Here is a 13,894-nt window from a genome sequence, read left to right as displayed (position 1 = left end):
CACGTCCCTGATCACGCGAGTTACGCCTTTCGGTCACCCGAAAGGCAATTCACGGGACCGAAAAGGGCAATCGAGGGGGCTGAACGGCGCACGCCGAAAGGAGTAGTTCAGCTCGGGTTCTTTTCCAGGTATTCGGCCCAGACCTTCTTCGGGACGCACATTCGCCACGAGTCGACGATCAGCTCTCGTAACTCTTCGTAATCAAGCGCGGACAGCCGGGCGCGGACCCACTGATAGCGCATATCGGACGGAATCGGCATCATGAACTTGTCCGGCTCGCCCGCCACCAGCGCTTCCCGCTCTTCTTTGGGATAGCCGAATCCCATCACGGTTTCGTCGGGTGAGAGCGAAAGGAAGACGATTCGCCCCACGCGGAACTTCGCCCGGTCCCGGACCAGCGCCTCATAGGCGCGGGGCAGCCCCGAAACGATCTCTCTGACGTCATCCCCGGTTACCATATTTCCACCATTCTCCGCTGTCCGTTCCCCAGTCACCCTTGGCGCCCATGGTGAAGACGACGTAGAGGTACTCGTCGAGGATCTTCGCCAGTGACACGGGCCTGCCCATCAGGGCGGGGATCTCCGCCCCGCCGTCTCCCGCCTCCGCGATCACCGCGGCGGCCCACGCGCGGCCGAGTCGCAGATGTCTCCCGAACGCGGCGCCGTCACGCGCGCCGTGGAGGGCCGCCGCGATGGCGGCGTCCCACGGCATGATCGTGTTGGGCCGCAACGCATACAGTGCCTTGGCCGCGGCGGTCGGGCCCAGCGTACGCCTCGCCCGTCCCACTGAGACGGCGACACCCGCGAGGTCCGCGTACGCCTTCGCGGCGGTGTCGATCCCCTCGTCGGTCAGGTCGGCGAGGTCGGCGGTGGGCAGGGTGGCGCTCCAGGTCTCCCACCAGGCCAGGACCCCATCGTCGAAGGGGGCGGGCTCGCCTTCCCGCGGGTACCGGATCCGGCATCCCCACGAGTTGAGCCAGCGAAGAAGAATTGTGCGATGTGCGGGCTGTGACAGGTCGATCGCGGACTGCGTTTCTTCCACGAGTCGAAGCCATGAGGCGTCCACATTCGCGAAGCCGTTGAACACTTCGGCGGCTCGCCGGAGTTCGGCGAGTGGCGGCAGGGGGTCAGACATGGGCGAACCCTATCCGGTGCCACCAAGGGGGTGAATTTCCGCGTCCAACTATTGGACTTTGTACATTGAGTCACCTATTTGTATCTGCTGCATCGTTCATTGGTCCTTTAGGGTTGTGGCCAGGAAGGCTGCAAGGATGACGGTCACGCAGTGCGATTGCGTTACCCCATCCAGGGGAGGAGTTGGCATGGGCAGACCCGAGCGACCGTTGGACGGCTCCACTGGTCCGATCGCCGCATTCGCTCACGATCTGCGCGTTTTGAGGAACCGGGCGGGAAACCCGAGTTACCGGGAACTCGCCAGGACGGCACTGTTCGCACCTTCCGTGCTGTCCAGTGCGGCGAGTGGCCACCGGTTGCCCACTCTCGCCGTGACGTTGGCGTTCGTCTCCGCGTGCGGTGGGGATCGCGCGGCGTGGGAACGGCGTTGGCGGAGCGTCGCGGGACAGACGGGTGGCGGCGCGGAGGTGCGCGAGGAACGCGCGTCCGTGCCGCAGCAGGCCGAAGCACCGCCGGATGGCGTGCACGCGTTGGCATCCGGCGTCATCCGGCTCGCCCGTCCGGCCCAGCTGCCGATGGGATCGAGGACTTTCGTCGGCAGGGAAGGGGATCTGGCCGACGCCGCGGAGATGATCGGCGCGAGCGGCCCGGTGAAGGTGCCGTTGCTCGTCAGTGGGCCGATCGGGGTGGGGAAGACGGCTTTCGCCTTGCGGCTGGCGGAAGAGGTGGCGGCGGATTTCCCGGACGGGCAGCTCTACGCCGATCTGGGCGGCAGCGGAACCGGCGGCCGGTCGGCCAACGGGATCGTGCGCGGATTCCTGCGCGCGCTCGGCGTGCCGGCGCATCTCGTGCCCGACGATCCGATGCAGCGGATCGGGCTGTACCGGTCCCTGCTGGCGGAGCGCAGGTTGTTCGTGCTCCTGGCCGGGGTCCGGGACGAGGGTCAGGTGCGGCCACTGCTGGGCCAGGCCCCGCACAGCCAGGTCGTGGTGACCAGCCGCGCCCGGCTGCTCGGGCTGGAGGACACGAACCGTGTCGAGCTGGATACGTTTTCCCGCAAGGAATCCCTGGCTTTGATCGGCCGGATCGCCGGACCGGCCCGGGTGCGGGCGGAACACGACGCCACCGACATGATCGCCGAACTGTGCGGGGACCTCCCGCTGGCGATCAACATCGTCGGCCGCAAGATCGCCGCCCGTCCGGAGTGGGCGATCGCGTACACGGCGGGTCAGCTCGCCGATCGCGAACGGCTCATGGACAGCCTCTGCGTCGGTGACGTCAACGTGCGGGACCGGTTCATCGCGGCGTACGAACAGCTTTCGCCCACCGAACGGGAGGCCATCCACCACTTCGGGCAGACCGGGGCGGGCTGGACGACGTCGATCGGCGTCGCCGCGGCGATGGGCATCATGATCGAGACGGCCGACGAGCTCCTCGAGTCCGTGGTGGACGCCGGACTCCTCCAGCGCGCCAACGTCGCCGGCCGGTACGCGGTCTCCCGGTTGGTCAGCGCGTTCGCCTCCGAACGGCAACGGGAGCCGGGCCCGTTCGCCGCCGCCGTCCCGATGGCCGGTCACCGGGCACGGAAGAACGCGTTCGAATCGCTGCGCCACGAGGCCGTGCGCACCCTGCCGGGTGGCTCGTCCGAAGGTTGATTGTTCTCCCCGCGCCGAGCTTCCGGTCAACGAGCCGCGCGGCTTGAATGAGTCGACGAATGAAGGCGAGCGAAATTCGGTGACACAATGCTGATTCTGTCGATGAAGGAGGGCCACGATGGCGGGATCGTGGCGATCGAGGACGGCAAGCTGCTGTTCGCGCTGGAGTCGGAAAAGGACAACTACCCGCGCTACGACCGGATCACCGGCGAGCTGATGGCGCGTGCGGCGGGCATGCTCGACAAGCAGCCCGACGTGGTCGCGCTCGGCGGCTGGGTCAAGGGGGAGTTCTCGGTGGAACCGCCGTCCCGCACCGGATACTTCGGTGTCGGCGAGGGCGCGATCTCCGACGAGGCGGGCAAGTTCTTCGGCAAGGACGTGCGGTACTTCTCCTCCACCCACGAGCGCTCGCATATCTACACCTCCCTCGGGATGGCCCCCGCGGCACCCGGCCAGGCGTACTACTCCCTGGTGTGGGAAGGGAACATCGGTGACTTCTACCGGATCGACGAGCGCGGCGAGGCCACCCACCTGCAGCACGTCCTGACCGACCCCGGCGCGAAGTACGCGTATCTCTTCGCGCTGGCGGACCCGGGTTTCCCGCTGGGCAAGGGGAAGTTCCGGTTCAACGACGCCGGCAAGCAGATGGCGCTGACCGGGTTCGCCGAGCCGGGCCCGCTCACGCCGGACGAGCAGAAGACCATCGACTTCATCCTCGACCGCGACGGCATCATCCTCGGTCTGTCCAAAGAGGAGATGTCCTGGTCCCATCTGTACAACGCGGGTGTGTGGTCGCAGGAATACCGCAACGCGGCGGCGAAGCACTCGCAGGCGATCTTCAACCGGTTCTACGACTACGCGGAGAAGAACCTCACCGAAGGCCTGCCGCTGCTGATCTCCGGTGGCTGCGGTCTGAACTGTGACTGGAACCGGCTGTGGCGGGAGAGCGGCCTGTTCTCCTCGGTGTTCGTGCCGCCGTGCCCCAACGACAGCGGTTCCGCGCTGGGCACGGCCATCGACGCGCAATGGTTCTACACCGGACAGGCGACCATCGAGTGGGACGTCTACGCGGGGGAGAACTTCGTCGAGGACGTCGTCCCGGATCCCGCCAAGTACGAGACGCGGCCGCTCGTGGCGAGCGAGGTCGCGAAGTACCTCAAGGACGGCAACATCATCGGCTGGGCACGCGGCCGGTACGAGATGGGCCCGCGGGCACTGGGCAACCGGTCGATCCTCGCCGCGCCGTTCACCGTGGACACCACCGTGCGGCTCAACAAGATCAAACGCCGCGAGGACTATCGCCCGATCGCCCCGATCGCGCTGGAATCCGACGCTCCGAAGTGGTTCGTCGGCTCGGTGCAGGACCCGTACATGCTGTACTTCAACCACGTCACCTCCGACGAGCTGAAGGCCATCACGCACGTCGACGGGACGGCCCGCACCCAGACGGTGACGCGGGAGCGCAACGCCGGCATCACCGACCTGCTCGAGGCGTTCCGCGAGCAGACCGGGTTCAGCGTGCTGTGCAACACCTCGCTGAACAACAACGGGCGCGGTTTCCTCAACCGCACCAGCGATCTCATCGAGTACGGGGAGACGTACGGCCTCGACGGCTACGTCATCAACGACACGTTCGTGACCCCGCGCGCCTCCTGAAATCCTTGCCCAACGGGGGTAAGGCCCGGATGCCACCGTCCCAGCAGTGGCATCCGGGTACCTCGTGGCGCCCGAACGAACGGGGAAGACCATGCGAGTCGTGCTCGCGGGCGGTGGCGTCATCGCGCTGCTGACGGCGCTGGAATGCGTGTCGGCCGGGCACGAAGTGGTGCTCGCCGACCAGGCGGACATCCCGTTCTCCGGCGCGACCTCGTTCGACCGGCACCGTGTGCTGCGCGCGTTGCATCCCGGTGACCTCGCGGCCACGGCGGCCGCGGTCGCCGCGCATCACGCGTGGCTCGGACTGGAGCATTCGCTGTCCACGTCGTTCTACGAACAGGTCGGCGCGCTCACCGCGATGACGGCGGACGAGGCGGCGGCCGCGCGGGATCTGCTGGCCACGGCGGGATCCAAGGCCGAAGTGCTCGGCGCGGACGAACTCGCCGCGGAGTTCCCGCACGCCGGGTTCGTGCCGGGAACGGGCGCGGTCTTCGAAGCGCACGCGGGGGTCCTGCTCGCCGATCGGGTGCTGACGGCGTGCGCCACCCGCCTGCGGTGGCACGCGAACGCGGAACTCCACCCGCACCGCAAGGTGATCGGGATCGACGCCGACCGGGCCGAGGTCCGGCTGGCCGACGGCGGGATCCTCCGCGGCGACGCCGTCCTGGTGGCGGCCGGCCCGTGGTCCCGGGAGCTGCTGGCTCCCGCGCTGTCCAGGGAACTCGTGCTGCACCGGCAGACGATGCTCTACTGCGACGTCCCGCCCGCCGACGCCGCCGCGTGGGCGGCCACCCCGGCGATCACGTCGCTCGGCTCGGCGGGTGGCGCGTGGCTCGTACCGCCCGTCGCAGGGACGCCGTTGAAGCTCAGCGCCGCGAGCGCGTGCCGGGTCGTCGACGAGCTCGGCGGCGCCACCGTGCCTTCGTGGTGGCGGGAGCACCTGATCGACACGTTCGCCGCGCTGATCCCCGGTTTCCGCCGGGATTGGCTGGTCGACACCCGGGACTGCCACTACCTGGCCCGGCGCTCCACCCTCGGCCCGATGCTCGCCGTCCTCGGCGACCGGGTCCTGTCCTACGCGGCGTGCGGCGGCTCGTCGTTCAAGTTCGCCCCGCTGATCGCCCGGTCCCTGGCCGCGCGCCTGACCGGCGCCGACCCGGTCCAGACCGGACTCGAACCGCTCGACCGGCCGCTCGTGCGAGCGGGCGGTGTCCACCCGATCCGTCCTGCCCTACGAGGTGTGTCGTGAAACTGCTCGCGCTGGAAGCCAGCCAGAACTCCTACTACTACCTGCCCCGGTACCAGCAGATCGAGGACTTCGGCGGGGTGCTGTACGTGCTCAACGGCGTCGGCACCGAGGATCTCTGGCCGTCCGAGCGCTACCGCGTCGCCGGCAGCAACCACATCGACGACCTGATCCGGCACGCGAAGGCCTGGCACGCGGAAGAATCCTTCGACGGTGTGCTCACCTTCTCCGAGTCCGGCGTCGTCCTGGTCGCCGCGGTCGCCGAGGCGCTCGGCCTGCCCGGGATCGGCGTGGACGCGGCGCGCACCAGCCGGAACAAGCTGATCATGCGGCAGGCGCACGAAAAGGGCGGGGCCGCGCATCCGGACTTCCGGTTCGTCGAAGACCTCGACGCGGCCTTGCAGGCGGCCGAGGACTTCGGCTATCCGGTGATCCTCAAGCCGACCCTCGGCGCGGCCAGCAACTTCGTCTTCCGGGTCGACGACGAAGAGAAGATGCGGGAACGCTACGCGCAGGCACGCGAAGGCATCGACGGGATGACCTGGTACAACATGGAGGCCGAAGGGCTGGACCTCGGCCCGCACGGCCTGCTCGTCGAGTCCTTTCTGGACGGTCACGAGCATCTCATCGAAGCCGTCGCCTGGGACGACGAGGTCTACCTCGGTTCCATTGTGGACAGAGTCACCTCGGAAGGCGAGACCTTCGACGACGACGTGCACCACGCGCCGACGTCGCTCACCGCCGAGCAGGTGGCCGAGGTGCACGCGGTGGTGGCCGCCGGCGTGCGGGCCCAGGGCCTCACCCGCGGCGCGCTGCACGCCGAAGTCCGGTTCCACCAGGGCAAACCGTTCCTGCTGGAGATCGCCGTGCGCCCGGGCGGCGGAGGACTCGACCATATGGCAAGGCTTTCCGCCGGATACGACCCGATCAGGGGACTCATGGACGTCTCCCGCGGTGTCCGGCCGGATGTCCACCACTTCAGCCCGACCGGGCTGCACACCGCCGCGATGTGCCTGATCTGCCCCGGCGGCGTGATCGCCTCGATCGACGTCCCGCCCGCGGTGAACGAATCGGAAGCCCTGTACTACCTCAAGATCTTCGCCAAGCCGGGTGACCTGATCAAGCGTCCGCCGCTCGGCAACAACATCTTCGGCGGCATCGGCGCGCTCGGCGCGTCCTTCGACGAAGCCATGCGCAACGCGAACGACCTGGCCGGGAAGATCGAGGTCAAACTCTCCGAAACCCAGAAGTAGCAACGGATCCTGTTCGACGAAACCGGGCCCTCACCCAGGGCCCGGTGGCGAAAGACGCCCAAAACCGCGTGGAGGAAGCGTGTCACGGACTGCCACCCAACGGCACTACCTGATGGTCAGACCGACGTACTTCGACGTCGAGTACTCGATCAATCCCTGGATGGACCCGAAGAAACCGACGGACACCGAGCTGGCCATCGCGCAGTGGGAGTGGCTGCGTGACCTGTACGCCGACCTGGGGCATCGGGTCGAGCTGCTCGATCCGCTGCCCGGCCTGCCCGACATGGTGTTCGCGGCCAACGGTGCCACGGTGGTCGACGGGCAGGTGCTCGTCGCGCGGTTCCACCACGTGCAGCGGGCAGGGGAGTCCGACGCGTATCTCAAGTGGTTCCGCGACAACGGATACCGCTACGTGCGGCAGGCGCAGTGGGTCAACGAAGGGGAGGGCGACTACCTCGTCGCCGGGAAGACGATCCTCGCCGGGACCGGGTTCCGCACGAATCCGGAGGCGCACAACGAATCCCGCGAGTTCTTCGGCCGTCCGGTGACCAAGCTGACGCTGATCGACCCGCGCTTCTACCACCTCGACACCGCGCTCGCCGTCCTCGACGACGACACGGTCATGTACTACCCGGGGGCGTTCTCCGAAGAAAGCCGTCTGCTGCTGAAAGAGCTGTACCCCGACGCGATCCTGGCGTCCGAAGCCGACGCGGCCGTGTTCGGGCTCAACGCGGTCTCCGACGGCAAGCACGTCGTGCTCCCGCAGGCGGCCACCGAGCTGACCGCGCAACTGCGGGAGCACGGCTTCGAACCGATCGGCGCCGACCTGTCCGAATTGCTCAAGGCGGGCGGCAGTGTCAAATGCTGCACCCTGGAACTGCGTGCCGCTCGAGGAGAATAGATGGAATCGGCTGTACAGGAGCGGAGCGGGCGTACCGCGCTGCGCCGGATCCTCGTCGGGGCCGCGTTGATCGCGGTTCCGGCGGCGGTCGTCGTCGTGGTGCTCGGCCTGGGATCGGCCTACGCGCCTGTCGCGAGCACCGGGGCGAAGGCCGCGGGCGGCGGGCCCGACACGTACGCGCGCCTGCTGGTCGCGCTCCCGGTGATCCTGGGCGCCTGCCATCTGGCGGGTGTCCTGGCCCGGCGGCTCGGCCAGCCCGCGGTGATCGGCGAGATCGTCGCCGGCATCCTCCTGGGACCGTCGCTGTTCGGGATCGTCTGGCCCGCCGCGTTCGGCTGGCTGTTCCCCGGCGGGGTGGTCTCGGCGATCAACATCCTGTCGCAGCTGGGTTTGATCTTCTTCATGTACCTGGTCGGCTCCGAGATCGACCTCGACGCGGTACGGCGGCGCGGGTTCACCGCGGTGACCGTCAGCCAGGTCAGCATCGCGCTGCCGATGGTCTGCGGCATCGTGCTCGCGCTCGGCATGTACCCGGCCTTCGGCGGCGACGTCGGCTTCCTCGCCTTCGGCCTGTTCATCGCGGTCTCCATGAGCGTGACGGCGTTCCCCGTGCTGGCAAGGATCCTGACCGACCGGGGCATCGCGAAGACGCCGCTGGGCGCGCTCGCGCTCACCTGCGCCGCCGTCGACGACGTCGCCGCCTGGTGCCTGCTGGCCGTGGTGGTCGCCGTCAGCCAGGGCGGGACGCCGTCGGAGGTCTTCCTGACCGTCGGGCTCACCCTGGTGTTCGTCTTGGCGATGGTCTACGTCGTCAAGCCGCTGCTGGCCAGGGTGCTCGCGCGGGTGCCGGAGTCCGCGGTGCTCGCGATCCTGCTCGGCGGGATCATGCTGTCGGCGCTGGCCACCAACGAGATCGGCATCCACGCGATCTTCGGCGCCTTCCTGTTCGGGGTGATCGCGCCGAGGAAGGATCCGGTCGTCGCCCGCGCCGCCGGGAAGCTCGGCAGCGTGACCCTGACGTTGCTGCTGCCGCTCTTCTTCGCCTACACGGGGCTGCACACCGAGTTCAGCCTGCTCGGCTCCGGCTCGCTGTGGCTCTGGACCGTGCTCATCACGGCGGTGGCGGTGTTCGGCAAATGGGCGGGCAGCACGACGGCGGCGCGGCTGACCGGCGTCGGCTGGCGCGAATCGCTCTCCCTCGGGGCGCTGATGAACTGCCGCGGGCTGACGGAACTGGTGGTGCTCAACGTCGGCCTCCAGCTGAAGGTGATCAGCCCGGCGGTGTTCGCGATGCTCGTGATCATGACGCTGGTGTCGACGATCGCGACCGCCCCCGCGCTCACCCTCATCTCCAAGTTCAAGACGAGACCGCCGGTCCAGCGGCGGCGGAAAGTGGATAGGACACCATGACCAGCAAGGAAACCCTAGTCAGCACCTTCGCCGAGGTCGTCCTCGACGACGAGGTCCGGGACACGATCGGGAGCGACCTGCGGTCCTTCCCGAACCCCGTCGACGACATCGACCGTTCGCTGGCGATGCTCCGTGTCACGTTCTCGAAGCTGCCGATCGACCAGCTGCAGGCGATCCTGGACTTCGGCAGGCACGTCGACACCCCCGGCGTCGCGCTCGTGCGCAACCTGCCGGTGGACCCGGAACTGCCGGAGACGCCCATCGACGGGGAACCCAGCAAGGACAAGAAGACGTTCGTCGCCGAGACCGTCCTTTTGGGACTGAGCCAGCTGCTCGGCGAGCCCGTCGGGTTCACCACCGAGAAGAGCGGGCGGCTCGTGCACGACGTCGTCCCGGTGTCGGCGGGGGCGCGCAGCCAGACGAACCAGAGCTCGCACGTGTTCCTGAACTTCCACAACGACATCGTGCACGACGAGGTCGGCCGCTACGACGTGTCCAATCCGGACTTCCTGGTGCTGAACTGCGTCCGCCAGGACGGCAACAAGGAAGCCGTCACCTACTACGCCGACGGCAGGGACATCTCGGCCGCGCTGGCGCCGGAGGTGCTCGACGTCCTGCGCCGCCCGCTGTTCCGGCTCAACGCGCCCGGCAGCTACGTGCGTGACGTGGCCAAGGGGGCCGACGTGCTCTCCGACCTCGTGCCGGTGATCTCCGGGCCGGCGGAATCGCCCGAAGTGGCGGTGTCGGCCAACGGGGTGGTGGGAGAGACCGTTGAGGCCGAGCAGGCGCTGGAGGAGCTGCAGCGGGTCTGTCGCGAGGTCGCGCACCAGGTCAAGCTCGAGCCGGGGACGGCGCTGCTGATCAACAACCGGAAGGGTCTGCACGCGCGGTCGCAGTTCTTCGCGCGGCACAACGGGCGGGATCGATGGCTGCAGCGCACTTACATCCGGCGGAGCTTGTGGACGATCCGGTACCGCGGGATTGCGGGGGATCGGCGGGTGCACTGAGGCTTGGGCTCGTGGTACGTGAAGGCCCCCTTCGTTGCGTTAGACGCGGTGAAGGGGGCCTTCACGTACTTGGGGAAGGTGTGAAGGTCGCGTTTTCTCGGCTGAGCCGAGGGAAGGAGGCCTTCACGGACGGCCTGCCGGGGAGCGTGTCGCGAAAGCCACTTTCGGGACATCAGACGTCCTGAAAGTGGCTTTCGCGACACCCCACGCGACGCCTCCGGCCACCGCACGCGGGCATGTTCAGCCGAGCGGCCATCCGGGTAACCCTCCCCGAAAGCACCCGACGGGAGGGAACCCGATGGCAGAGAAACTCCGGCCGCCGCAGCAGCAGGAACCGCCGGGCGTGACGTCGAAGATGGATCCGCCGCCTCGTGACTCCATGGAGGACTACGAGGGCCGCGAGCTGCTGGCCGGCAAGCGTGCCTTGATCACCGGCGGCGACTCCGGGATCGGCCGCGCGGTCGCCATCGCCTTCGCGAAAGAAGGCGCCGACGTGGCGATCGCGTATCTCAACGAGCACGAGGACGCGAAGTACACAGAGGAACGCGTCCGCGCCGAAGGGCGCGAGTGCCTCCTCCTTCCGGGTGATCTCGCCGAAGCGGCGCAGTGCCGCGAGATCGTCGACCGGACCGTGAAGGAGCTCGGCGGGCTGGACATCCTGGTCAACAACGTCGCCACGCAGTGGCCGGTCGACTCCCCGGAGGAGCTCACCGACGAGCAGTGGACGCACACCTTCGACGTGAACATCCACAGCTTCTTCCGGGTGACGAACGCCGCCTTGCCCCATCTGGGCGAGGGCTCGGTCATCATCAACACCGGCTCGGTGAACGGTTTGCGGGGCAACAAATCGCTGATCGACTACTCGGCGACCAAGGGTGCCGTGCACGCCTGGACGTACGCGATGGCGCAGGCACTGGCCGATCGCGGCGTCCGGATCAACTGTGTCGCGCCCGGTCCGGTGTGGACACCGCTGATCCCGTCGACGTTCCCGCCGGAGAAGGTGGAGAAGTTCGGCCTCCAGGTCCCGTTCGAGCGCGCCGCTCATCCGGACGACCTCGCGCCGTCGTACGTCTTCCTGGCGTCCAACCGGCTTTCGTCGTATTACAGCGGTGAGGTCATCGCCGCGCTGGGCGGCGAGACCACGCCCGGCTGAGGCGCGCCACGGCGTCGGCGACGGCTTCGGGCGCGACGCGGTCCAGGCACGGATGGCCGGGCACGGGGCAGACCCGGGCCCGGCTGTCCCGGCACGCCGCGTGCTGGTCGCCGAGCACTTCGGACGGCACCCCGTACGGCGCCCACCGCGACGACGGCACGACAGGGGCGAACAACGAGACCACCGGGGTGCCGACGGCGGCCGCGAGGTGGGCGGGGCCGGTGTTGGGAGCCACCACCACGTCGGCCGCGGCCAGTACGGCCGCCAGTTCGGACAAAGTCGTACGGCCGCCCAGATCGAGCGCGTCCCCGGCGACCTGCCTGGTCAGAGTGCTTTCCGACGGCGAGCCGGTCACGACGACACGCCGTCCGGCGGCCTGCAGTGCCCGCACGATCGCGGCCGAGCGGTCGGCGGACGGTTGCCTCGCCGGAACCGACGCGGCGGGGTGGACGACCACGTAATCCTCGTCGCCGACCAGCCGTTCCACCGGCGGCAGCGGCCCCCGGATCGCGAGCCCGCCGTCGTCGCCGGGCGGCAACGAGAAGCCCGCCGCTTCGGCCAGGGAGAGCATCCGCACCGGTTCTGGTGGATCACCGGGCACCCGGTGCCGCAGATCCAGCAGCGAGCCGGGGTAGTCCTCGCTGATCGCGCCGATCCACGGCACGCCCGCCATCCTCAGCAGCAGGGCCAGCGGGAGCGGGGACTGATGGAACGACGTCAGCACGAGCGCCGCGTCGAAGGAGTATTCGCGCAGACGCCGGACCAGCGCTTCGATGTCTTCCCGGGTGACCGGCGGCGGCTCGGGGTCGATCCACGGCGCGCACCAGGTGACGACCTCGTCCACGCCGGGCAGCAGTTCGCCCGCCGCGCGACCACGGGGACCGCCCAGCAGGACCACCCGTTCGGCACCGGCCGCGACCGCGCGGACACAGGGACCGGCCAGCAGGACGTCGCCGAGGTTGTCCATCCTCGCGACCAGGACGTTCATCGGGAACCCGCGACGGCCAGGTGGACGGCTTCGGCGAGATCGCGCGCGACGGTCGCCCGGCGGCGGGCGCGATCGATCTCCTCCGGCCGGGTGCGCGCGGTCGGGATGAGGATTCCGCGCGCCCCGGCCGCGAGGGCGGCGTCGACGTCGGCTCCGGTGTCGCCGATGACCACACAGCGCCGGACGTCCACGCCCAGTGCCTCCGCGGCCTGCCGCACCAGCCCGGGCGCGGGTTTCCGGCAGGCGCAGCCGTCACCGTCGTCGTGTACGCAGACCTGCCAGGTGCCGAACGGACCGAGCATCTCCTCGACGCGGGCGTTCACCGCGGCCAGCCGGTCCGGCGTGATCAGTCCTTTGGCCACCCCGGACTGATTGCTGACCACACCGATCCTGATCCCCGCCGCGCGCACACGGTGCAGGAGTTCCCCGGCGCCGGGAACGGGACGGACACCGTCGGGGTCGTCGAGGTAGGGCACGTCGACGATGAGGGTGTCGTCCCGGTCGAACAGCAGGGCCTGCGGCCGCCGCGACAGCCGGTGTTTCAGCTCCCCGCGCAGCCGGTGATAGCAGGCCGCGGGCGGGATGAGCACGCTGGTCAGCAGCATGCGCCCCACCTCGCCGGGGGTGAGCGGTCCCGGGGCGATCCGGCGCGCCGCGAACTCGGCGGTCAGTCCCGCCCACAGTCCGGCCGCCGCGGCGGCGGCCTTGCGGCGTCCCAGCGCGAACAACGCCACGGCGCCGGCCGCGCTCACGGTGGCCACCGCGTGCCGTTCGAGCCGTCCGTGCCCGGCCCCGGTCTGCTGCCGCCACAGGACACCGTGTTCGTGCCGCATGAGCGCGTCGTCGGCGTTGCCCCGCTGGGCGCGCAGGCTGGCCAGCGGACCCGATCGTTTGGGCGGATGGACGGTGACGCGTTCGCCGCGCGCGATGAGATGGCCTGCCTTGGCGACCCTCAACGCCAGATCCGAGTCTTCCCGGTAGGCACGGGGGAAACGTTCGTCGAAGCCGCCGACCTCGGCGAGCACGGAGCGGCGGTAGGCCATGTCGGCGGTGATCCACCTGGCCGTCTCCAGCCCGGCCGTCCCGCGTTCGTCGTCGGTCGGGCGGCGGTCAGGCGGCAGCGGGACGACGAGGCGGGCCTGCGACGCCGCTGTCTCCGGGCCGAGGGACAGAAGATCCTCGGCGAGTTTCCGCGGCCAGTCCGAGCCGATCAGCACGTCGTCGTCGAGGAAGGCGATCCATTCGGACTTCGCGTGCCGCCAGCCGGCGTTGCGGGCCGCCGCCGGCCCGCGCCCGCCGGACCGGACGACTTCGACGTCCACGGTGGACGGGGGAAGCCGCAGGTCGCCGCCGCCGGGACGGTCGTCGGCGACGACGATCCGCGCCGGCCGTGGCTCTCCGGCGGCTTCGATCCCGGCCAGGAGCGTGCGGAGATTGTCCCGGCCGGTCGTCGGGATCACGATCGTGTAGTCGAGGTCGGTCACCCTCTTCC

Annotated in this window: 12 protein-coding genes; 8 read left to right on the top strand and 4 right to left on the bottom strand. The window is 69.3% G+C overall.

Annotated elements, in window-relative coordinates:
* Positions 1–107 precede the first annotated feature (107 nt).
* Together DMC64_RS39800 and DMC64_RS39795 are read right to left on the bottom strand one after the other, a co-directional pair.
* The gene (locus DMC64_RS39800; RefSeq protein WP_037344315.1) at positions 108–458 is read right to left on the bottom strand and encodes an MmcQ/YjbR family DNA-binding protein; all 351 of its coding nucleotides are present in this window, start codon (positions 456–458) and stop codon (positions 108–110) included.
* Positions 442–1,134: a hypothetical protein gene (locus DMC64_RS39795; protein WP_125737726.1), complete on the bottom strand. Its 693-nt coding sequence runs from the start codon at positions 1,132–1,134 to the stop codon at positions 442–444. The genes DMC64_RS39800 and DMC64_RS39795 overlap by 17 nt, the downstream gene beginning before the upstream one ends.
* A gap of 187 nt (positions 1,135–1,321) precedes the next feature.
* On the opposite strand from DMC64_RS39795, the gene DMC64_RS39790 reads away from it, so the two are divergent.
* The 8 genes from DMC64_RS39790 (at position 1,322) to DMC64_RS39755 (ending at position 11,414) form a co-directional block, all read left to right on the top strand.
* A complete protein-coding gene (locus tag DMC64_RS39790; protein ID WP_037344319.1) occupies positions 1,322–2,788 on the top strand; it encodes an NB-ARC domain-containing protein in 1,467 nt (488 codons plus the stop codon).
* An 87-nt stretch (positions 2,789–2,875) separates the two neighbouring features.
* A complete protein-coding gene (locus DMC64_RS39785; RefSeq protein WP_125737725.1) occupies positions 2,876–4,444 on the top strand; it encodes a carbamoyltransferase C-terminal domain-containing protein in 1,569 nt (522 codons plus the stop codon).
* A 91-nt stretch (positions 4,445–4,535) separates the two neighbouring features.
* On the top strand, positions 4,536–5,693 hold the full coding sequence (locus DMC64_RS39780; RefSeq protein ID WP_037344323.1) for an FAD-binding oxidoreductase: 1,158 nt from the start codon (positions 4,536–4,538) through the stop codon (positions 5,691–5,693).
* Entirely contained in the window at positions 5,690–6,943 is a 1,254-nt protein-coding gene (locus DMC64_RS39775; RefSeq protein WP_125737724.1) for an ATP-grasp domain-containing protein, read from the top strand. The genes DMC64_RS39780 and DMC64_RS39775 overlap by 4 nt, the downstream gene beginning before the upstream one ends.
* A gap of 79 nt (positions 6,944–7,022) precedes the next feature.
* Positions 7,023–7,844, top strand: coding sequence for a dimethylargininase (gene ddaH, locus DMC64_RS39770; RefSeq protein ID WP_125737723.1), 822 nt, complete (start codon positions 7,023–7,025; stop codon positions 7,842–7,844).
* A complete protein-coding gene (locus DMC64_RS39765) occupies positions 7,845–9,254 on the top strand; it encodes a cation:proton antiporter (RefSeq protein ID WP_125737722.1) in 1,410 nt (469 codons plus the stop codon).
* A complete protein-coding gene (locus tag DMC64_RS39760; RefSeq protein ID WP_037344326.1) occupies positions 9,251–10,261 on the top strand; it encodes a TauD/TfdA family dioxygenase in 1,011 nt (336 codons plus the stop codon). Before DMC64_RS39765 ends, DMC64_RS39760 begins: the two co-directional genes overlap by 4 nt.
* 298 nt (positions 10,262–10,559) lie before the next feature.
* A complete protein-coding gene (locus tag DMC64_RS39755; protein ID WP_037344327.1) occupies positions 10,560–11,414 on the top strand; it encodes an SDR family oxidoreductase in 855 nt (284 codons plus the stop codon).
* On the opposite strand, the gene DMC64_RS39750 is transcribed toward DMC64_RS39755, so the two are convergent.
* A complete protein-coding gene (locus tag DMC64_RS39750; RefSeq protein ID WP_125737721.1) occupies positions 11,377–12,402 on the bottom strand; it encodes a glycosyltransferase family 9 protein in 1,026 nt (341 codons plus the stop codon). The genes DMC64_RS39755 and DMC64_RS39750 overlap by 38 nt on opposite strands.
* Positions 12,399–13,886: an HAD-IIIA family hydrolase gene (locus DMC64_RS39745; RefSeq protein WP_125737720.1), complete on the bottom strand. Its 1,488-nt coding sequence runs from the start codon at positions 13,884–13,886 to the stop codon at positions 12,399–12,401. Before DMC64_RS39745 ends, DMC64_RS39750 begins: the two co-directional genes overlap by 4 nt.
* Between the last annotated feature and the right edge of the window lie 8 nt (positions 13,887–13,894).

It is taken from the genome of Amycolatopsis sp. WAC 04197 (genome assembly GCF_003947475.1).
GTDB classification, from domain to species: Bacteria; Actinomycetota; Actinomycetes; order Mycobacteriales; family Pseudonocardiaceae; genus Amycolatopsis; species Amycolatopsis japonica.
The sequence above is the reverse complement of the archived record's forward strand: the minus strand, read 5'-3'. Positions and strand labels throughout refer to the sequence as shown.